The organism is Nocardioides sp. T2.26MG-1, assembly GCF_950101795.1.
Classification (GTDB): domain Bacteria; phylum Actinomycetota; class Actinomycetes; order Propionibacteriales; family Nocardioidaceae; genus Nocardioides.
In genome coordinates this window covers 45,373-63,686 of record NZ_CATNLZ010000002.1, presented here as the reverse complement: position 1 = coordinate 63,686, position 18,314 = coordinate 45,373, and the positions used below count along the sequence as shown (strand labels likewise).

Genomic DNA, 18,314 nt, shown 5'->3' with positions numbered 1-18,314 from the left:
TGGGCGGGGGGAGCGGGTGGAGCGGTCAGCCCTTCTCGGCGCCGGCGGTGAGGCCGCCGGTCAGCCAGCGTTCGCTGAGGAAGAAGAGCACGATGATCGGCAGCGTGAGGATCACGGAGCCCGCCATCAGCGTGGTGGTCGGCACCTCGATGCTTCCCGAGAGCTGCGAGAGGCCGAGCGAGACCGTCCAGCGGTCTCGGTTCTCCACGAGGAAGAGCAGCGCGAAGAGGAACTCGTTCCACGCGATCATGAAGATGAACAGCGCGTTGGAGATGATCGCGGGCATCGCCAGGGGCAGGCTGATGTGGCGCATGACCTGCAGCCGGGAGGCGCCGTCGATCGCGGCCGCCTCCTCGAGCGACTCGGGGATGGTCTCGAAGTAGTTGCGCAGCATGTAGATCGAGACTGCGGCCACCTGGGCGACGTACACGATCACCAGGCCGATCAGCGACCCGCGCATCCCGATCCGCGTGTAGAACACGAACAGCGGGACGGCGAGCAGGATCGCGGGGAAGAAGTACACGGCCAGGAACAGCCCCGAGATGTAGCGGCGGCCGAAGAACTGGAGGCGGCTCACGGCGTAGGCGCCCGGCACCGAGACCAGGAGCGTGACGATCACGGTCGCCACCGCCACCAGCAGGCTGTTGCGGATGAAGACCAGGAAGCCCTGACCGCCGTCGTCGACGGACTTCAGCACGTCGCCGTAGGTGCCGAGGTGCACCTCCGAGGGCGAGATCCACAGCGATCCCGGGTGCTGCAGCAGCTCGTCGAGCGGCCGGAACGAGAGCAGCACCATGTAGTAGAACGGGAAGACCGCGGCGAACAGCAGCGCGGCGATCACGAGCGGACGCAGGACGGCGAGGCTGCGCTCCTCCACGGTGTTGCGCAACGACCGGCGCGCGGGGCTCGAGGCGCTCGTGCGGGTGGCGCTCATGCCTGCTCCTCCCGTCGGCCGAAGAACTTCAGGTACGTCGTCACGAGGACGGCGAGGATCAGCGCGAGCACGAGCGCCTGCGCGGCCGCGGCCCCGATGTCGCCGCGGGCGGTCAGGTAGTCGAACACCCGCACGCTCACGACCTGGGTACCGGAGCCACCGCCGGTGAGCAGGTAGATGTCGTCGAAGTTGTTGAAGGTCCAGATGAACCGCAGCACCGACAGCACCGCGATCGTCGGCGCCACCTCCGGCCAGACGATGTAGCGGAACCGCTGCGTCGGCGTCGCCCCGTCGAGGCGCGCCGCCTCGTCGAGGGTGTCGGGGATCGCCTGCATGCGTGCGGTCAGGAACAGGAACGCGAAGGGGAACGACCGCCAGGCCTCGAACCCGATCACGGTGAGCAGGCTCGTCGACAGCGGCAGCGTGACGCCGAGGACCGAGGGCTCATCACGCGAGCTGAGGAAGGCGATCGGCTCCTTCCAGCCGAGCAGGCCGGTGCCCCAGTCGTTGACCAGGCCGAACTGCGGGTTGAGCAGCGTCGACCAGACGAAGGTGGCGGCGACCACCGGGGCGACGTACGGCAGCAGGAGCGCGGCGCGCACCAGGCCGCGGCCGCGGAACGGCGCGCGCAGCGCGAGCGCCGCGACCAGGCCGACGCTGATCGCTCCGGCGGTGCCGAGCACGGAGTACTCGAGCGTCGTGACGAGCGCGCTCACGAACCCGTCCGAGGTCAGCACCGCCCGGAAGTTCTCGATGCTGTAGTCGCCGAGGATCCCGGTGGTCCGCAGGTTCAGCAGGCGCACCTGCTGGAAGGCCAGCGACACGGTCCACAGGATCGGCAGCACGACCATCACCAGCACGATGGCGAAGGTCGGCGAGATCAGCGCCAGACCGGTGCGTGCGTCCTGTCGGGCGCGGGAGGACGCGGGGCGCTGCCGCCGTCGCGGGGCCTGTTCCCGAGTGGGCTCCGGGACGGTGGCCGTCCCGCGTCCTCCTTCCGTCACGGCAGGGTGCCCTGGATGTCGGTGATCTGGTCCGCGAGCTTGGACGCGACGTCGGCAGGGTCGCTGCCGCTGGTCACGTCGTTGACCGCGGTGGCCACGGGCTGCTCGCCCTGGAGCGCACCCACCAGGTCGCCCTGTCCCTGCGAGATGCCCCAGCGGGCCAGCTCGCTCGGGCCGGCGGCGAGGGCGTCGAGCACGTCCTGGGAGTAGAAGTCCGACAACGGCGCCTTGGTGTCAACGCCGACCGGCATCGCGGCCCACGCGTCGCTGAACGCGGACGGGTCGTCGGGCGTCCCGGTGCGCACCGGCACCTTGCCCTCAGGCGCGATCGCGACCCACGGCTCGTACCCGTCGCCGAGCATGTACTCGACGAACTTCTTCGCGGGGTCGGTGGCCGAGTCCGCGGTGATCGTCCAGGAGGTGACCTCGCCGAAGACCGCCGGCTGGTCGCTGTCCGGGCCCTGGATGGTGGTCACGACGCCGGTGTTCTTGGCGAGGAACGCCGGGTCCTTCTTGCACTCCGCGCAGGTGGGCATCGCGTCGTTGCGCAGTCCCGCCATCTCGTCGAGCACGAACGTCGACCAGATGAACATCGCGGCCTGGCCGGCGAAGTACGACGCACGCGTGGTGTCGACGTCCTGCGCGCCCGGCACCGAGTAGTCGTTGACCAGCTGGCCGTAGAACGACAGCGCGTCCACGCACGCCGGGTCGCCGATGGTGACACTGCCGTCGTCGTCGACGAGCTCGCAGCCGTTGCCGAGCGCGACGTGCTCGAACGTCTGCTCCGTGAACGCGTCGCCCGGGGCGGTCGCGCCGACGAAACCGGCGACATCGCCGCTGTCGAGGGTCTGGGCGGCGTTGAGGATGTCGTCGTACGTCGACGGCGCCGACAGCCCGGCCTGGTCGAAGAGGTCCTTGCGGTAGAAGAGCAGCTGCGCCCACGACTCGCTGGGCACGGCCAGGGTGGTGCCGTCGTCCTGGACGAGCTCGAGGGCCCGCTCGGAGAACGTCGACGCGTCGAGCTCGTCCAGGACCTCGGCCACGGCGTCGGTGTCGACGAGGTCGTTGGAGCCCATGGTCTGGATCTGGCCGAGCGGGATGCCGCCCATGACGTCCGGCAGGTCGCCGGCGGCGGCCGAGGACGTCAGGAGCTGGTTGAACTGGTCCTCGGCGACGGCCACGAGCTTGACCTTCACGCCGGTGGCCTTGGTGAAGTCGTCGACGATGTCCTGGGTCGCCTGCACCCGGTCGGGGAGGTCCTCCTCGATCCAGACCGTGATGGACTCCGAGGAGTCGCCCGAGCCGCCGCCGTCGCTGTCGCTGTCACCGCAGGCCGCCAGGGTGCCGGCGGCGAACAGCAGGGTCGCGGCCGCGGCTACCGCACGCCGCCCACGGGCGCCCCTCATCGCATGCCGTCCGAAGCGCGGGAGCTGAGTGTGGTCATGGTTCCTCCGGGTGACGGTGGTCATCTGATTTGTCCACAGGCTAGACATAAGTTGTCTACTCGTCAAGCATCCTGTGTGCATCGACTAGACTAGGGTCACTCTCGGCCCACATCCCCGAAGGAGCCACCGTGCCCACCGGTCCTGGCGACGTCCTCCAGCTCATCCGCCGCGGTGAGGCCACGACGCGCGGCGAGGTCCTCGACGCGACCGGGCTCTCGCGGATGACCGTCGCGCAGCGGATCGACGCGCTGCTCGCCTGCGGCCTCGTCACGGAGGGCCCCGTGGGCGAGGCGACCGGCGGCCGGCGGCCGCGGAGCCTCCGGTTCAACGCCGAGCACGCCGTGAGCCTCGTGGCCACGATGGACACCACCCACGCCCGCGTGGCGATCACCGACCTCAGCGGCCGGATCCTCGACCACGACGAGGTCGAGGTCAGCGTCGAGGCCGGTCCGGACCAGACGCTCGACACGATCGTGTCCGGCATCCAGGGCCTGCTCGCCCGCGCGGAGGTGCCGCTCGCGCGCGTGTGCGGGACCGGCATCAGCGTGCCCGGCCCGATCGACCCCGGGACCGGACGCCCGAGCCAGCCGCCGATCATGCCCGGCTGGGACGCCTACCCGATCACCGACCACCTGCAGGGCGCGCTGCCGGGCGTGCCGGTCCTCGTCGCCAACGACGCTGACGCGGCCGCGTTCGGCGAGTACACCGACGGTTTCCCGACCTCGCGGGCGCTCTGCCTGGTCAAGGTGTCGACCGGCATCGGCACCGGCATCGTCATCGACGGCACCGCCTACCGCGGGACCGACGGCGGCGCGGGCGACATCGGCCACGTCCGGCTGCGTGAGGAGTCCGACGCCATGTGCCAGTGCGGCGCCCGCGGCTGTCTCGCGGCCGTCGCCAGCGGCCGGGCGGTCGCGGCACGGCTCACCGAACTGGGCCACCCCGCCCGCTCGGGCCGCGACGTGGGAGCACTCCTCGCGCAGGGCAACCCCGAGGCCGCCCGGCTCACCCAGGAGGCCGGCCGACTCATCGGCGAGGTGATGGCCACCGTGGTGTGCGTCCTCAACCCCGAGGTCGTGGTCGTGGGCGGCGCGCTCGCCTCGGCTCCGCTCCTGGCGGGGATGCGCGAGACGCTCTACCGGCTCTCGCTCCCCCGCGCCACCCGCCACCTGAGCCTCCAGCTCGGACGGCTCGGCGAGGACGCACCCGTGGTCGGCCTCACCCGGATGGTCGTCGACCAGGAGTTCTCCGCCGAGGCCGTCAACGCCCGGCTCTCGCGCTGAGCGGGCACCGCTGCGAGGATCCCCCGCATGCTCCTCGACGTGCAGCTCGACGCCCGCCCCGACCTGGCCGCCGACCGCGCCCGCGAGCTGGCCGACACCGGGGTGGCGGGGCTGTTCACGTTCGAGGGACCGCACGACGTGTTCCTGCCGCTGGCGGTGGCCGCCGGGGCGGTCGAGACCGACCTGATGACCAACGTCGCGATCGCGATCCCGCGCAGCCCGATGCACCTCGCGCACACGGCGTACGACCTGCAGCTGCTGTCGCGGGGCCGGTTCCGGCTCGGGCTGGGCTCCCAGATCCGCCCGCACATCGAGCGCCGCTACGGCGCGACGTGGAGCCGCCCGGCGGCGCGGATGCGCGAGACGGTGCTGGCGGTCAAGGCAATCCTGCGGTCCTGGCAGGACGGGACGCCGCTGGACTTCCGCGGCGAGTTCACCCAGCACACGCTGATGCCCCCGACGTTCGTGCCCGGCCCGAACCCGTACGGCGTCCCGCCGGTGCTGCTCGGCGCCCTCGGACCGGTGATGACGCGCACCGCCGCCGAGGTCGCGGACGGCCTGCTGGTGATGCCGTTCCACAGCCACCGGCACTTCCGTGAGCGGACCCTGCCCGCGGTCGACGAGGGCCTCGGCCGGGCGGGCCGCACCCGCGCGGACCTCACGATCCTGCCGCAGGCGATCGTCGCGATGGGCCGCACCGACGAGGAGCTGGCCGCCGCGACCGCGGGCGTGCGCGGACTGCTGGCGTTCTACGGCTCGACCCCGGCGTACCTCCCGGTGCTCGAGGTCGAGGGCTGGGCCGAGGCCCAGCCCGAGCTCAACCGGCTGTCCAAGCAGGGCGACTGGGCAGCGATGACCGGGCTGGTCACCGACGAGATGCTCGAGACCCTCGCGGTCCGCGGCACTCCCGAGGAGTGCGCGGCCGAGATCGAGCGTCGCTTCGGCGACGTCGCGGAGCGGGTGTGCTGCTACTTCCCGGGGTACGACGCGCCGCTCGACCAGGTCGCCGACCTGGCCGCCGCGCTGGCGGTCAGTGCCTGATCATCCGGACGATCCGGAGGTTGAAGGCCACGAAGCGGACCAGCTGGGCGGGGAGCGACCGCCGGCGGCGCAGGGTGCGCGCCGTCGGCAGCGGTGCCCGGCTCAGGTCGGCCACGGGCTGCGGCTCGTCCGCGGAGTGGGCGTCGGGGGTGCGCTCGGTCATGTCGGTCACTCCGGGATCAGCTGCCAGCCCGGGCGGGCCTTGGCCTTGTAGAGGAACAGGTGGTGGAGCATCAGCTTGACCCAGTGCCCGCTGAGGCCGAGCTCGCCGCGGGTGTCCGACAGGCTGCGGCCGGTCGGGTAGCGGGTGTAGTCGGGGACGACCGGCATCATCGTCATCGACGCGGCCGACCCGGTGCGCAGCCCGGCTCCGGCGGACGCCACGCACGCGGCGCCCATGTCGGCCATCGAGGCCTCGTGGGCCTTGGCCTGGGGGCCGTGCTTGATCCGGTCCGCGATCGTGAGCGCCGCGGTCTTGCCCATCACCCCGGACGGCATGCCGGTGCGCGGCGGCGACGGCGCGATCAGCGTGCCGTTCGCGCTCTTGCGCGGCTGCGAGATCGGGTGCGGGGGCGCGAACGCGATGCCGACCGCGAACAGGTTGTCGTAGCCCGGCGCGAGATAGGTGGTCGGCCAGTCCGCGGCCCGCCACTCGTCGTACGGCTTGGGCGTGTAGTCGGCGTCGACCTTCATGAAGCCGCTCGGTGCGAACAGCTCGCTGGTGATGTCGGCGCCGGTGCGGTCGAACGCCTGGAGCGGCACGCCGCCGAACGGGGGGAGCAGCATCGCGAAGTCGAAGCCGAGGCTGTGGTGCAGGCCGTCGAGGGTCTCGTAGTGGACGACTCCCTCCTCGACGCGCTCCACGTGCGCGCCCAGGATCGCCTCGACGCCGCGCTCACGGAACAGCGACGCGGTCCACAGCTCGCTGGTGGTCTGGAACCCCTGCTCCTCGAAGACCATCCCGTCGACGCCGAAGTCGCCGAGGTGGGCCTCGTTGGACAGGTAGATCAGCCGGGCCAGGTCGCGGACGCCCGCCTCGCGGAGCTGGTGGTCGACGTTGAAGACGTACTCGAACGCCGCGCCCTCGCAGGTGCAGGTGCCGTGGCCCATCCCGACCACGAGGGTCTGCGGCACCCCGTCACGCAGCCGCGCGACGACCGCGGACAGCCGCTCCGCGGCCTCAATCGCATGGTCGGCCGTGCAGACCGACACCGTGTGGTGCTCGGGGCCGAGCCCCTCGGTGGCCTCGAACCGCAGCCGCGGGCCGGTCGCGTTGATCAGGTAGTCGTAGCGGATCCGGTCCGTCTCACCGGCACTGCCCGGCGCGGTCGAGACGACGTCGACGGCACCGCGCGGGTCCAGCTCGTCGCCCTGCGGTCGGATGGCGACCGCCTTGGCCTGCCGGAACGTGATGCCCCGGCGGCGGTAGACCGGCGCCAGCGGGAACACGACGTCCGCCTTGGCCATCTTGCCGACGCCGACCCAGATGTTGGAGGGGATCCAGTTCCAGTTGGAGTTCGGCGAGACCACCGTGACGGTGTGCTCCTTGCCGAGATTGCGTTTGCCCAGCAGCCGGGAGAGGTGCAGTGCTGCGGTGTGACCGGAGATTCCGGCCCCCAGGATGACGACGTCCGCCATGGAGTTCCTGCCTTTCGGGCGCTCCGTGCGCCGCGGCAGAACATACCCCGGGGGGTATGCTCTGCCAAGCAAGGACAGCCTTGCCGAAGTGTGGTGGGTCCTAGCCGAGTCGGCGCCGGTGCTCCGGCGTCGTCGTCTGGACGGCGATGCCGGCGAACCCTGCCACGAGCAGCAGGATCGTCGCCTTCGTGAGGATCTCCGGCAGCACCCCGGAGATCGTGAACGACAGCGCATGCAGGATCAGTGCGGCCGGGATCCAGCGGGGCGTCGTACCGGCCCGCAGCAGCGCGATGCCGAGCAGCAGCTCGCCGAGGTAGAGCCCGGCGATCCAGGTGTAGAGGAAGACCGCGAGGCCCGCCTCGTGGGCGATGTCGTCGATGTTGCGGTCCCGGATCGCATCGGTGATCACCAGCGAGCGGAAGAACACCATCAGCATCGCGAACCCGGCCGTGCCGATGAACCCGACCTCGAGCACGATCCCGCTGATCATCCCCAGCGTCCAGCCGCGGTGCTCGAACATCGTGAGGACGGCCGGCAGCCCCAGGGTCAGGCACACCGAGGCGATGAAGAGGATCACCGCGACGGTCAGCCACTGGCCGCTCTGCTCCTCCACGATCCGCAGCGAGTCGGACCCGTTGTCGGAGGACGGCAGCAGGAACCCGCCCAGGCACAGGGCCAGGGCCCCGGTCAGCAGCAGCGCTGCCGACACCGGCACCCAATCCATCCTCACGAGCCCACCGTAGGTCTTGGGCGCGGGCACCACAGACGAACGGCGTGGTGGCTCACCCGATCAGGGGATGACCTCGGCGATCCGCTCGATCTGCGCCGGGTCGGAGCCGGTCGGGATCAGCTGCACCTCGTCCGCACCGAGGTCGGCGACGCGCCGGAGGGTCGCGCGCAGCTGGTCCGGCGTACCGGCGAACCCTGCGGTGGCCGCGAGGCCGTCGACCAGCTCGGCCGGGATCCAGTTCATGTAGTGGCGCAGGTGGCGGTGCACCTGGGCGCGCGCCGACCCGTCGCCGTCGTCGAGCGCGAACCAGAACGACGTCGTCACCCGCGGCTCGGGTCGGCCCGCCTCGCGCCAGGCGTCGCGGGTCAGCGTGAAGACCCGCTCCATCTCCGCGAGGTCGAGGTCCAGCGACATCCCGGCCAGGCCGTCGGCCCAGTGGGCGGCGCTGCGGATCGTGCGCGGGCCGACCGTCCCGACCAGCAGTTCGGGGCCCCCGGGCTGCACCGGCGGCGGCCCGACCGGGCGTACGGCGGCCGTGACCCGCTCGCCGGCCCAGACCCGGCGCAGGGTCGCGACCCGGTCGGCCATCGCGGCCATCGTGTGGGTCGACCAGTCGGCGCCGGCTGCGCGGTAGTCCTCCTCGCGCCCGCCCACCCCGAGCCCCACGGACAGCCGGCCGCCGGCGAGCCGGTCACCGGTGGCCAGTGCCTTCGCGAGCGGGACCGGGGCGTGCAGCTGCGGGACCACCACGGTCGTCACCACGCGCACCCGCGACGTCCACGCCGCGACCGCCCCGAGCAGGGTCAGCGCGTCCGGGTTGTCGAACGTCATCCGCTCCCCGAAGCACACCGAGGAGTACGGTCCCGCGTCGACCGCCCGCGCCCAGGTCTCGAGCGTCTCCGGCCCGGGCCCGCTCGCCCACAGGTCGGGCTCCATCACCGGCAGGGTCATCCCGACGTCCATCGGCGCGCTCCGTCCTCTCGTGGGCGGTACTCCCTGACGAACGGGCCCCGGGATCGCCCCGGGAGGGGCCCGATCGTCAGGGACTATCCCAGACGGAGCGTTACCGGATCCGGAAGGAGTGGTCGCTGATGTCGAAGAAGTAGTTGCCGACCGCCTCGATCTTGAGCCAGGCGCGGCCGGTGCTCACCTTCGGGAACCGCACGCGGGCCCACCCGTCGTTGCGGGTGACGCCCAGCACCCGGCTGAACGTCCGGCCGTTGTCGGTCGAGAGCACGAACCGGACCCGAGGGGCCATCCAGCGGGTGCCGTTGACCTGCCAGGTGACGACCTGCTTCGAGCCGCCCTTGACCAGGCCGCCGTCGCGGAACGAGGAGACCAGGAACGGCCCGGCGTTGCGGGCGACCTTGATCGTGACCTCGTCGTACCCGACGCCCCCGCCGCCCGGACGCTGGTCGCGCGCGGTCAGGCGGAAGTGCATCGCCGAGCGGTAGTCGGAGGTGGGCAGGAACTCCGAGTAGCAGTTGCGCGGCTGCCGCTTGACCGGGACGTAGTTGTCGAGGTTGTCGGGCAGCGCCGGGACGCGCCCGCACTTGCCGGTGCGGGCGTTGGTGGCGCCCTGCAGGATCTGGGCAAGGTCCGGGAAGGTCCGCGTGGTGCTGGCGGTGGCGAGGTTCTCCCCCGGCGAGCCGTACTGGAGGGTGCCGGCGTCGGTGACCTTCGCCCAGGTGCCGAACACCCGGAACAGCGGACCCCACCGCTTGCGGTTGCTGACCAGCGCCGTGCCCGGGTGGCCGCCGGCGTCGTCGTTCTGCTCCCACAGGTAGACCAGGCTGTCGCCGTCGGGGTCCGTGCCGGACCCGGTGAGCGTGAACGGCGTGCGGGTCGGGATGGTCCGGGTCGGCGGCGCCGTGACCACGGGGTCGTGGTTGTCGGTCGGGTTGATCGCGAAGCCGTGGTTGCCCGGCTCGCCGCCCTGGGCGGTCTCGCCCACGAACGCGCCGACCCCGGCCGAGGTGCTGCTGACCTGGAGGGCGTCCACGTCGGTCCGGTCGCTGTGCTCGGTGTACGGGTCGGCGTCGCCGGCGAAGATCACCTGGAAGCCGGTGTCGTCGGGCGCGGTCAGCGGCGCGGGGTAGGTCTCCGGGTCCGCGTAGGGGTCGTAGCCCCAGCCGGTGATCGTCACGTCCGTGCCGGTGAGCGCCTCGACGGCGGTCTCGATGGCGGCGGCGTTGTACGTCGAGCCGCGGGTCAGCGTGACCGGGGCGCCGCCGCCGGGGTAGGCGATGCGGATCGAGTCGCCGTCGGTGTCGAAGCCGGTGAGCGAGACGTGCTGCACCTCGACCGGGGAGAGCGCGGTGCCGCTGGTGTAGGCCCCGACCTCGTCGAGCGTGCGCTGGGAGAAGTAGGGGTCGGTGTGTGGCTGCAGGTCGTCCTGCAGGCAGATGCCGGCGTACGCCATCACCGAGGAGCCGGAGCCCGGCTCGACCGAGGTGCCGCCGTTGCGGTTGCCGCCCGAGCAGGCGTTCTGGACGCCGTTGAAGGTGTGGTTGCCGCCGAACTGGTGGCCCATCTCGTGGGCGACGTAGTCGATCGCCATGAAGTCGCCGGTCGGGTCGGGCAGGCCGGTGCAGCCCAGGCCCTTCTCGATGCTGCCGACGACGCCGAGGCCGGCGATGCCGCCGCCGTTGACGCCGAGCATCAGGTGGCCGATGTCGTAGTTGGAGGCGCCGATGATCTGGCCGAGCACGACCTGGTTGCGCACCAGCCCGGGCACGTCGCAGTAGTCGAGCTGGCCCGGCACGTAGTCGTCCGAGTCGGGGTCGCCGACGGCCGGGTCGAAGCACGGGTGGGCGCCGCACGGGCCGTTGGGCCCGGACGCCTTGGCGACGGTGTCGAGGTTGAGGTCGTCGGTGCCGTCGACGAGGACCATGTTGATCGCGAGGTCGTCGTTGTAGATCTGGTTGACCCGGTTCATCAGCGTGACCTTCTCGGCGGTCACGTTGGCGCTGCCGAAGTAGGCGGCGTACGACGGGTCCGTCACCAGCGCCAGCCGGTAGACGCGCTGCTCCACCGCACCGCCGCCGTCCTGGCTGCGCGCGCCGGCCCGCTGGGCGACCGCCCGGCGGACCTCGGGCAGCTCACGCTCGGCGACCCGCTCCGTCTGGCGCGCGAGGCTGCCGCCGTAGTAGCTGAGGTGCACCGCGGTGCCGCGCCGGTTGTAGGCGGGGTCGACGTACCACGCCGCCTGGCCGCCCGTGCGGACGGACGCGTGGAAGCCCATCGGGGTGACGTCGAGGGCGATGGTGCTGCCGGGGTGGTCGAGGGAGGTGCCGGCCCAGGTGGAGATCTCGGGGTGCGCGGCGGCGAGGCCGGCCTGCATCAGCTGGGTGCGCTGCACCGCGAAGCGCTCGGTGCCACCGGAGGGGGTCGGGACCGAGAAGACCGTCGCGCCGGCGGCGCCCGCCCGCGGAGCGCCACGGAGCGCGGCGCGCACCTGGGCGGTGTCGACGCGGACGGCGGAGTAATGATCGGGGCGCACGCGGACCTGCGGACCGGTCGGCTTGAAGCCGGCGGCGGGACGGTAGATCACCGGGTCGGTCACCGACTGGGGCGCGGCGTCGGCCGACGTCCAGGCCAGCGGCAGCATGGCGGCGGCCAGGGCCAGGGCGAAGAGCACGGCGACGAACCGGAACGGTCGCAGCATGGGGTCTCCCTCTCGAACCCGCGTCCTCGGTCAGGCGCGGTAACGGCAGCCTAGGGGGCGGCTGCGACGGTGCCTACTGCCCGGTCGGGCTATCGGTCAGCCATCGTCCGAGCAGGGTGCCCTCGGACTCCAGCAGCAGGTGCAGCCGCAGTGGTACGTCGACCGGCGGGCCCTGGGTGATCCGCGGATGCTCGCCGGCCACCAGCCGCGGGACCACGGTGGTGCAGAGCTCGTCGGCGGCGCCCGAGGCGAGCAGGTCGCGCAGCAGGTGCGGGCCGCCCTCGGACAGGACGTGCCCCCAACCGCGGTCGGCGAGCACCTGCTTGAGCAGCGGCAGGTCGACTCGGTGCGACCCGAGCACCAGGACCTGCTCGGCCCCGAGCAGGTCGCGCGCGGCGCCGAGGCCCTCGGCGGTGCCGCAGGTCGCGAGCAGCACCGAGCCGCGGGGCGCGTCGCGCAGCGAGTCGGGCACCTGCCCGCGGCGGCTGACGACCACGAGCGGCTTGCCGGCCGGGCCGTAGCGCTCGGCCCGGACCGTCCCGGCGCCGACGACGATCACGTCGGCCATCGCCCGCAGCTGGTCGAAGACCTGCTTGTCGGCGGCGTTGTTGATCGACCCGCTGGTGCCGGTCTCGCCGGTGGCGGCGCCGTCCACGGTGCTGACCATGTTGACCCGCAGCCAGGGGGTGCGGGGTACGGCGTACAGCTCGGCCAGGTCGGTGCTCTCGGGTCCCACGAGGACTCTCATCGCTCCCACTCCCATCGCATCACCCAGTACTGCACGCCGAACGGGTCGTCGTCGTAGTCCACGGTCGCCTCGCCGAGCCCGGCCGGCCCGCCGAGGTCGGCCATCCGCACGATGCCGGCCACGCTCGCCCACAGCTCCGCGGCCAGCGCGGCGTCGACCTCGGGCCGCCCGGCCCGCAGCGCGGCGCCGAGCGCGTCGTCGAAGGGGTGCGACCGCTCGTCGAGGTGCCCGGGGGCCCTCTCGCTGCGCTTCGCGCTGCCGTTCCCGACGACGAGCACCGGTGGTTGAGGAGGTTGGGCGGCAACCGTCTCGAAGCCACCCGCAGCGTCCAGCAGCGCCCGCGCCACCCGCTCCCCCTGCGGGTCGGCCAGGACCACCGGGTCGGCCCCCAGCCACCGCACCGCGGCCAGGCACGCGGCCCGCAGCTCGGCGACCGGGTCGTCGAGGCCGGCGTACTCCGGCAGCAGCGCGAGGACGCCCGGGACGAGGACGACCTTCATTGCAGCCCCCGGATCGCGCGCTTCGGCGGGCGGCGCCCCGCGATGGAGGAGACCATGTCGACGGTCTGGCGGGTCTCGACGACCTCGTGCACGCGGTAGATCCGGGCGCCGGCGAGCGCGCAGACCGCGGTGGCGGCGAGGGTGCCGGTGAGGCGTTGGCCGACGGGTACGTCGAGGGTCTCGCCGACGAAGTCCTTGTTGGACAGCGACACCAGCACCGGGTAGCCGGTGGCGACCATCTCGCCGAGGCGGCGGGTGACCTCGAGGGAGTGGAAGGTGTTCTTGCCGAAGTCGTGGGCGGGGTCGATCACCACCGAGGCCGGGTCGACGCCGGCGGCGATCGCCCGCTCGGCGTAGGCGACGGTGTCGGAGATCGCGGCGGCCACCACGTCGTCGTACTCGAGGCGGTAGGGCCGGGTCCGCGGGGTGACCCCGCCGGTGTGGGTGCAGACGATCGCGGCGCCGGCCTCGGCGGCCGCGTCGACGAGCTCGGGGTCGGCGCCGCCCCAGGCGTCGTTCAGTACGTCGGCGCCCGCCGCGCAGGCGGCGCGGCCGACCTCGGCGCGCCAGGTGTCGACCGAGATCACCAGCTCGGGGAACGACTCGCGCACCCGGGCGACGAAGTCGACGACGCGGGCCTTCTCCTCGGCCGCGCCGATCTCGACCCCGGGCGCGGCCTTGATGCCGCCGATGTCCACGATCTCGGCGCCCTGGGCGGCGACCAGCGCGACCCGCTCGAAGGCCTTGTCCTCGGCCCAGGTGGCGCCCTTGTCGTAGAAGGAGTCGGGGGTGCGGTTGACGATCGCCATCATCAGCGTCGCCTCGTCGGGGAACGTGTGCCGGCCCAGCCGGAGGGTCATCGGAGGCTCACCGCCGGCGGCCGCTCGTCGGTGCCGGAGCCGGTGCCGACGCGGGCCAGCGCGGCGGCGAGGATCTGCGCCGACATGCCGCTGAGGTCGCGCAGCGACTGGTGGCGGTGGGCGCGGGTGCCGAGGTCGACCTGGGCGAGCGCCTCGAGGCCGCGGGCGCGCACGGTGTCGACGAGCGCGGCCAGCTCGACGGCGTAGCCGGTCGGCACGCTGAGCTGCTCGAACAGCTCCCGGCGTACGGCCCACTCCCCCGCCAGCGGCTGGTGCAGCCCCGCGAGCTCGGGGAACAGCAGCCGGATCAGCGGCCGGGCGACCAGCTCGGTGACCCGGCCGCCCTCGAACGGCACCGCGGCCTCGCCGGAGCCCATCGGCCGCTCGTAGAAGCCCTTGACCAGCGCGACCTCCGGGCGGGTGAGCAGCGGCCCGAGCAGCCCGGGCACGAAGTGGGTGTCCCAGTCGAGCAGGTCGGCGTCCATGAACACGATCACGTCGCCGCCGGTGACGAACAGCGACTTCCACATCGCCTCGCCCTTGCCGGGCACGCTGCCGAGGTCGGGGCGGATCTCGGCGGAGCGGTGGACGACCGCGCCGGCGTCGGTGGCGACGTCGTAGGTGTCGTCGGTCGAGTCGGAGTCGATGACCACGATCTCGTCGAGCAGCGCGACGGTGTCGACCAGCGCCGCGCGCACCCGGGTGACCACGTCGCCCACCGTCGCGGCCTCGTTGCGCGCGGGGACGACGAGGCTCACGGTGTGGCCGCCCTTGGCCGCGACGAGATCGCCGAGGGTCCAGTCGTCCCAGTGGTGGGTGTTGCTCTCGCCCCAGGCCGACACGTCGACGAGCGTAGCGAGCGGCCGCGAACGTCGGCGATCCGTCTCTCTTTGCGCAGATTGTGATGTTCAATCAATCATGTCCACCTCACAGGGGGCCCCGGGATCATCGCCGCCACGGCGCACGCGCGGCCGACCGCGCACGCCCGGGGCTGAGCAACGCATCATCGATGCCGCTCTCGAGGAGTACGGCGAGCACGGCTGGTCGGGGTTCACGATGGACGGCGTGGCCCGCCGCGCCGGCGTCGGGAAGTCGACGGTCTATCTGCGCTGGCAGGACAAGGACTCGCTGCTCACCGACGCCGTCAGCACCCACAGCGGCGACCTCGGCGACGTCGACACCGGCTCGCTGCGCGGCGACCTGCACGCGCTGGCGGTCAACCTGTTCCGCCACTACCGCGACCCCGCCGGCTGGGCCGTGCTCCGGGTGATCGTCGACACCGCCGGTGCGCCGCAGCGCCTGGGCGGGTTCGCGGAGGCGGTGACCGACGTCCAGGCCGGCTTCCTGGAGCAGATCGTGGCCCGCGCCGTCCAGCGGGGCGAGCTGTCCGCCCCCGACCGGGCCCCGGTGATCGGTCAGTGCGTCTACGGGTCCGTGCTCGCCCAGAACCTCACGCTGCGCCTGGACGGGCGGTCGCTCGACGACGCTGAGATCGACGAGCGGGCCTCGGCCCTGGTGACGCTGGTGCTGGAGGGCGCGGGTGCTTGATCGGGGCAGTCGACGGTGTGGCTCACCAGCGTCTGCGCACGCCTCACCGGGTTGGTGAGGATGACCTGACCCTTGCCCTGGCTCGCACCCGCACCGGCGGCGGGTCGCCGGCCGGGTCGTCCTCACGGGCGGACCAGGTCGCGCAGCACCTCCGCGACGTACGCCGGGTCGAACATCACGTCCTCCCAGGTGAACCTCACCACGCGGTAGCCGAGACGAACGAAGGCCGTGTAGCGGTGCACGTCGCGCCGCAGGCTGGCCCTGTCGGAGTGGAACTCGAACGAGTCGGCCTCGATGACGATCCGCCGACCGTGGTCGACGAGGTCGGCCCGGCCGATCGCTCCGACCCACTGTTGGGGCTCGACGTCCAGCCCGGCCTCCACGGCGATCGCTCGGAGCACCGACTCGAAGGGATTGGCCGCGCGATCGTCGGCGGCCTCCGCCACGCGCAGGGCCTTGCGTCTGCCGGTCCGCGGCGACTCGAGGGCCACCGCGACGAGGTCCTCGCGGGCGATACCGTCCCGCGCCGCGGAGTCGGCCACGCTGAGCGCCACGTCGAACGGATAGGCCCGGGCACAGTCGATCACCGTCTGCAACGGGTCGGTGACACCGAGCGTCACGGCCGAGATCGGCAGATCCGCCCAGTGCAGCTCGACGTCGTCGGCGTCGAGCCGGGAGCTGCGGCGAGGCACGGTGACGCACGGCTTCTGGGGCGGCATCTTGACCTTCCACCCCCAGAGCTGCGCAGCGCTGAGGTGGGAGACGACACCGCCCAGCCGGGCCGCGGCGGCGCGCGCCTCGTCGAGCCCCTCGAGCTGATAACGACCGCGCCCGACACGGACGATCGCCCCGGTCCGCAGCGCCGTGCGCAGCCTGCGACGGCTGGTGCAGCGCAGGAGCTCCTCGCTGGTGGCGACGCCACCCAGCATGGCCAACGCCTCGATCGGGTCCATCCCCCAGCCCTACCCCGGGCTCGACCCGGGGGCCGGCGTTGTCCACAGGGCCCGGGGCGGGGCAGTTCGGGCATGACCGATGCCGCGCCCGGCGTACGGCCACCGGTGCGCGGCGAACTGCCCCGCCCCACGGCCTCCGCGCAGCTCGGCTCAGCCGAGGAAGCGGCGTACGGCGGCGGCGAGTGCCCGGGCGTAGGTCGCGCGGCCGGCGGGGCTGGTCATCCGGTGGGCGTCGCGGGGGTTGCGCATGTTGCCGAGCTCGACCATCACGGTCGGCACGTCGGAGAGGTTGAGCGTGCCGAGGTCGGCGCGGAAGTCGAGGCCGTCACCGCCGGCGATGTAGTTGGCGACCGGCAGGCCGCGGGCGCGCAGCTCGGCGCGGGTGTCCAGCGCGAGCCGCCGGGACGGCCGGTAGATGTCGTGGGTCCACGGGCGCCGGTCGGTCGGCGCGATCACGTGGAAGCCGCGGGCGCCGGCGGCGTACGAGCCGTCGCCGTGCACGCTGACCTTGAGGTCCGCGGCGGCGGCGTTGCCGGCCCGGCCGCGCTCGTCGATGCAGGGGCCCCAGCGGTCCTGCCGGTTGGAGCTGCGGGTCAGCTCGACCCGCGCCCCGAGCCGCTCGAGCCGGGCCTGGACCAGCTTGGTCACCCGCCAGGCGAACGTCGCCTCCGGGTAGCCGCCGTTGGTGGCGGTGCCGGTCGTGTTGCACGCCTTGCGGAACCCGCCCGCGGGCACGAGCCGGTTGATCCGGCGCGGGTAGTTGTGGTTGCCGAGCTGGTGTCCGGGGTCGAGCACGACGACCCGGCCCTCCAGCGGCGCCGCCGCACGGGACGGCGTGGCCGGCTCGGCGCGTTCGGCGTACGCCGGCGAGGCGAGCCCCCCGAGCAGGAGGACCGCCGTCAGCAGACCGGCCAGGCGCATCACTCGTAGCCCAGGATCTCCTGGCGCTTCGCGCCCCACGCCAGCGCGGAGGCGATCGCGTCCTCCAGCGACAGCTCGGTGCGCCAGTCGAGGAGCGCGCGGGAGCGGTCGACGTTGGCGAACGCGCCGACGGCGTCGCCGGGCCGTGGCGGTGCCTCGGTGACGGGTACCTCGGAGCCGAAGACGTTCTCGAACGCCGCGACCAGCTCGCGCACGGTCACCCCGGAGCCGGTGCCGACGTTGATGACCACGCTCGGCGCGGCGGCCGCCTCGATGACCTGATCGAACCGTTCGACGGCGCGCACGTGCGCGCGGGCGAGGTCCCAGACGTGGATGTAGTCGCGGATGCCCGTGCCGTCGCGGGTGGGGTGCTCGGTGCCGGTGATCGTGAAGGAGTCCTTCTGCCCGCGCGCCGCCATCACGAGCTGGCCGAGGACGTGCGAGGGCTCCTTGGCGTAGATGCCGGACTCGAGGTCAGGGTCGGAGCCGATCGGGTTGAAGTAGCGCAGGATGATCGCGCGCAGGTCGGTGGCGGCCGCCATGTCCTGGAGGATCTCCTCCATCATCCGCTTGGTGCGGGCGTACGGCGAGCCCGGCTCGAGCCGATCGCCCTCGGAGACCTCGAACTCGTCCTTCAGCGCGTAGATCGAGGCCGAGGAGGAGAACAGCACCCGGCCCTTGCCGAGGCTGTTCAGCTCGTCGAACAGCTCGAGGGACTTGGAGACGTTGTCGCGGTAGTACTCGTAGGGCTTCTCGACCGACTCGGGCACCACGATGCGCGCGGCCATGTGGATGGTGGCGTCGATGTCGGGGTGCTCCTCGAAGACCCGGCGCACCAGCGCCCGGTCGGCGATGTCGCCCTCGTAGAAGATCCGGTCGCGCACGAACGCCAGCGGTCCGGTGAGCAGCGAGTCCAGGATCACCGGCGTGTGGCCGGCCTGCTCGAGGGCCTTGGCGGTGGTCGAGCCGATGTAGCCGGCGCCGCCGGTCACGAGAACCTTCATGGCTCTCACCCTAGCGAGCCCTCCCGGTCTGGACCGGG

General features: G+C 72.6%; 18 protein-coding genes. 3 read left to right on the top strand and 15 right to left on the bottom strand.

What is annotated here, in order from left to right:
- Positions 1-25: 25 nt before the first annotated feature.
- The 3 genes from QQZ14_RS05195 to QQZ14_RS05185 are packed head-to-tail and all read right to left on the bottom strand — an operon-like array spanning position 26 to position 3,344.
- Positions 26-934, bottom strand: coding sequence for a carbohydrate ABC transporter permease (locus QQZ14_RS05195; RefSeq protein WP_284533152.1), 909 nt, complete (start codon positions 932-934; stop codon positions 26-28).
- A complete protein-coding gene (locus tag QQZ14_RS05190; protein WP_284533151.1) occupies positions 931-1,938 on the bottom strand; it encodes a carbohydrate ABC transporter permease in 1,008 nt (335 codons plus the stop codon). The genes QQZ14_RS05195 and QQZ14_RS05190 overlap by 4 nt, the downstream gene beginning before the upstream one ends.
- Positions 1,935-3,344 carry an ABC transporter substrate-binding protein gene (locus tag QQZ14_RS05185; protein ID WP_284533150.1) on the bottom strand — a complete coding sequence of 470 codons (1,410 nt, stop codon included), beginning with the start codon at positions 3,342-3,344 and terminating at the stop codon, positions 1,935-1,937. The genes QQZ14_RS05190 and QQZ14_RS05185 overlap by 4 nt, the downstream gene beginning before the upstream one ends.
- Positions 3,345-3,511: 167 nt before the next feature.
- Here QQZ14_RS05185 and QQZ14_RS05180 point away from each other — a divergent pair, with 167 nt between their 5' ends.
- Entirely contained in the window at positions 3,512-4,666 is a 1,155-nt protein-coding gene (locus QQZ14_RS05180; RefSeq protein WP_284533149.1) for an ROK family transcriptional regulator, read from the top strand.
- Positions 4,667-4,693: 27 nt separating this feature from the next.
- A complete protein-coding gene (locus QQZ14_RS05175) occupies positions 4,694-5,707 on the top strand; it encodes a TIGR03617 family F420-dependent LLM class oxidoreductase (RefSeq protein ID WP_284533148.1) in 1,014 nt (337 codons plus the stop codon).
- Here QQZ14_RS05175 and QQZ14_RS05170 read toward each other — a convergent pair.
- The 9 genes from QQZ14_RS05170 to QQZ14_RS05130 all read right to left on the bottom strand — a co-directional run bounded on the left by QQZ14_RS05170 (position 5,697) and on the right by QQZ14_RS05130 (position 14,692).
- Complete coding sequence (locus tag QQZ14_RS05170; RefSeq protein ID WP_284533147.1) at positions 5,697-5,870, bottom strand: hypothetical protein; 174 nt, start codon at positions 5,868-5,870, stop codon at positions 5,697-5,699. The two genes, QQZ14_RS05175 and QQZ14_RS05170, sit on opposite strands and share 11 nt — an antisense overlap.
- A gap of 5 nt (positions 5,871-5,875) precedes the next feature.
- Positions 5,876-7,345, bottom strand: coding sequence for an NAD(P)/FAD-dependent oxidoreductase (locus QQZ14_RS05165; protein WP_284533146.1), 1,470 nt, complete (start codon positions 7,343-7,345; stop codon positions 5,876-5,878).
- 100 nt (positions 7,346-7,445) lie between these two features.
- Positions 7,446-8,075, bottom strand: a complete 630-nt coding sequence (locus tag QQZ14_RS05160; protein WP_284533145.1) for a hypothetical protein — start codon at positions 8,073-8,075, stop codon at positions 7,446-7,448.
- Between the two features lie 60 nt (positions 8,076-8,135).
- Complete coding sequence (locus QQZ14_RS05155) at positions 8,136-9,038, bottom strand: LLM class flavin-dependent oxidoreductase (protein WP_284533144.1); 903 nt, start codon at positions 9,036-9,038, stop codon at positions 8,136-8,138.
- A 100-nt stretch (positions 9,039-9,138) separates the two neighbouring features.
- Positions 9,139-11,742 (bottom strand): M12 family metallo-peptidase, encoded by a 2,604-nt coding sequence (locus tag QQZ14_RS05150; protein WP_284533143.1) that lies wholly within the window; start codon positions 11,740-11,742, stop codon positions 9,139-9,141.
- Positions 11,743-11,815: 73 nt separating this feature from the next.
- The gene (locus tag QQZ14_RS05145) at positions 11,816-12,490 is read right to left on the bottom strand and encodes a dihydrofolate reductase family protein (RefSeq protein WP_284533142.1); all 675 of its coding nucleotides are present in this window, start codon (positions 12,488-12,490) and stop codon (positions 11,816-11,818) included.
- Entirely contained in the window at positions 12,487-12,990 is a 504-nt protein-coding gene (locus tag QQZ14_RS05140; protein ID WP_284533141.1) for a hypothetical protein, read from the bottom strand. The genes QQZ14_RS05145 and QQZ14_RS05140 overlap by 4 nt, the downstream gene beginning before the upstream one ends.
- Complete coding sequence (gene folP, locus QQZ14_RS05135) at positions 12,987-13,850, bottom strand: dihydropteroate synthase (RefSeq protein WP_284533140.1); 864 nt, start codon at positions 13,848-13,850, stop codon at positions 12,987-12,989. The genes QQZ14_RS05140 and folP overlap by 4 nt, the downstream gene beginning before the upstream one ends.
- Entirely contained in the window at positions 13,847-14,692 is an 846-nt protein-coding gene (locus QQZ14_RS05130; protein ID WP_284533139.1) for a glucosyl-3-phosphoglycerate synthase, read from the bottom strand. The genes folP and QQZ14_RS05130 overlap by 4 nt, the downstream gene beginning before the upstream one ends.
- Before the next feature lie 76 nt (positions 14,693-14,768).
- On the opposite strand from QQZ14_RS05130, the gene QQZ14_RS05125 reads away from it, so the two are divergent.
- Complete coding sequence (locus QQZ14_RS05125; protein WP_284533138.1) at positions 14,769-15,398, top strand: TetR/AcrR family transcriptional regulator; 630 nt, start codon at positions 14,769-14,771, stop codon at positions 15,396-15,398.
- 122 nt (positions 15,399-15,520) lie between these two features.
- Here QQZ14_RS05125 and QQZ14_RS05120 read toward each other — a convergent pair whose 3' ends face one another.
- The 3 genes from QQZ14_RS05120 to galE form a co-directional block, all read right to left on the bottom strand.
- A complete protein-coding gene (locus QQZ14_RS05120; protein ID WP_284533137.1) occupies positions 15,521-16,351 on the bottom strand; it encodes a DUF559 domain-containing protein in 831 nt (276 codons plus the stop codon).
- A gap of 150 nt (positions 16,352-16,501) precedes the next feature.
- Positions 16,502-17,272, bottom strand: a complete 771-nt coding sequence (locus tag QQZ14_RS05115; protein WP_284533136.1) for an N-acetylmuramoyl-L-alanine amidase family protein — start codon at positions 17,270-17,272, stop codon at positions 16,502-16,504.
- On the bottom strand, positions 17,272-18,276 hold the full coding sequence (galE, locus tag QQZ14_RS05110; protein WP_284533135.1) for a UDP-glucose 4-epimerase GalE: 1,005 nt from the start codon (positions 18,274-18,276) through the stop codon (positions 17,272-17,274). The genes QQZ14_RS05115 and galE overlap by 1 nt, the downstream gene beginning before the upstream one ends.
- Positions 18,277-18,314: the final 38 nt, after the last annotated feature.

Coding starts and splice junctions, on each gene's coding strand:
- QQZ14_RS05145 (WP_284533142.1), bottom strand. CDS start 12,490: ATGAGAGTCCTCGTGGGACCCGAGAGCACCGACCTGGCCGAGCTGTAC.
- galE (WP_284533135.1), bottom strand. CDS start 18,276: ATGAAGGTTCTCGTGACCGGCGGCGCCGGCTACATCGGCTCGACCACC.
- QQZ14_RS05155 (WP_284533144.1), bottom strand. CDS start 9,038: ATGGACGTCGGGATGACCCTGCCGGTGATGGAGCCCGACCTGTGGGCG.
- QQZ14_RS05140 (WP_284533141.1), bottom strand. CDS start 12,990: ATGAAGGTCGTCCTCGTCCCGGGCGTCCTCGCGCTGCTGCCGGAGTAC.
- QQZ14_RS05125 (WP_284533138.1), top strand. CDS start 14,769: ATGTCCACCTCACAGGGGGCCCCGGGATCATCGCCGCCACGGCGCACG.
- QQZ14_RS05170 (WP_284533147.1), bottom strand. CDS start 5,870: ATGACCGAGCGCACCCCCGACGCCCACTCCGCGGACGAGCCGCAGCCC.
- folP (WP_284533140.1), bottom strand. CDS start 13,850: ATGACCCTCCGGCTGGGCCGGCACACGTTCCCCGACGAGGCGACGCTG.
- QQZ14_RS05175 (WP_284533148.1), top strand. CDS start 4,694: ATGCTCCTCGACGTGCAGCTCGACGCCCGCCCCGACCTGGCCGCCGAC.
- QQZ14_RS05120 (WP_284533137.1), bottom strand. CDS start 16,351: ATGGACCCGATCGAGGCGTTGGCCATGCTGGGTGGCGTCGCCACCAGC.
- QQZ14_RS05185 (WP_284533150.1), bottom strand. CDS start 3,344: ATGAGGGGCGCCCGTGGGCGGCGTGCGGTAGCCGCGGCCGCGACCCTG.
- QQZ14_RS05165 (WP_284533146.1), bottom strand. CDS start 7,345: ATGGCGGACGTCGTCATCCTGGGGGCCGGAATCTCCGGTCACACCGCA.
- QQZ14_RS05195 (WP_284533152.1), bottom strand. CDS start 934: ATGAGCGCCACCCGCACGAGCGCCTCGAGCCCCGCGCGCCGGTCGTTG.
- QQZ14_RS05115 (WP_284533136.1), bottom strand. CDS start 17,272: ATGCGCCTGGCCGGTCTGCTGACGGCGGTCCTCCTGCTCGGGGGGCTC.
- QQZ14_RS05150 (WP_284533143.1), bottom strand. CDS start 11,742: ATGCTGCGACCGTTCCGGTTCGTCGCCGTGCTCTTCGCCCTGGCCCTG.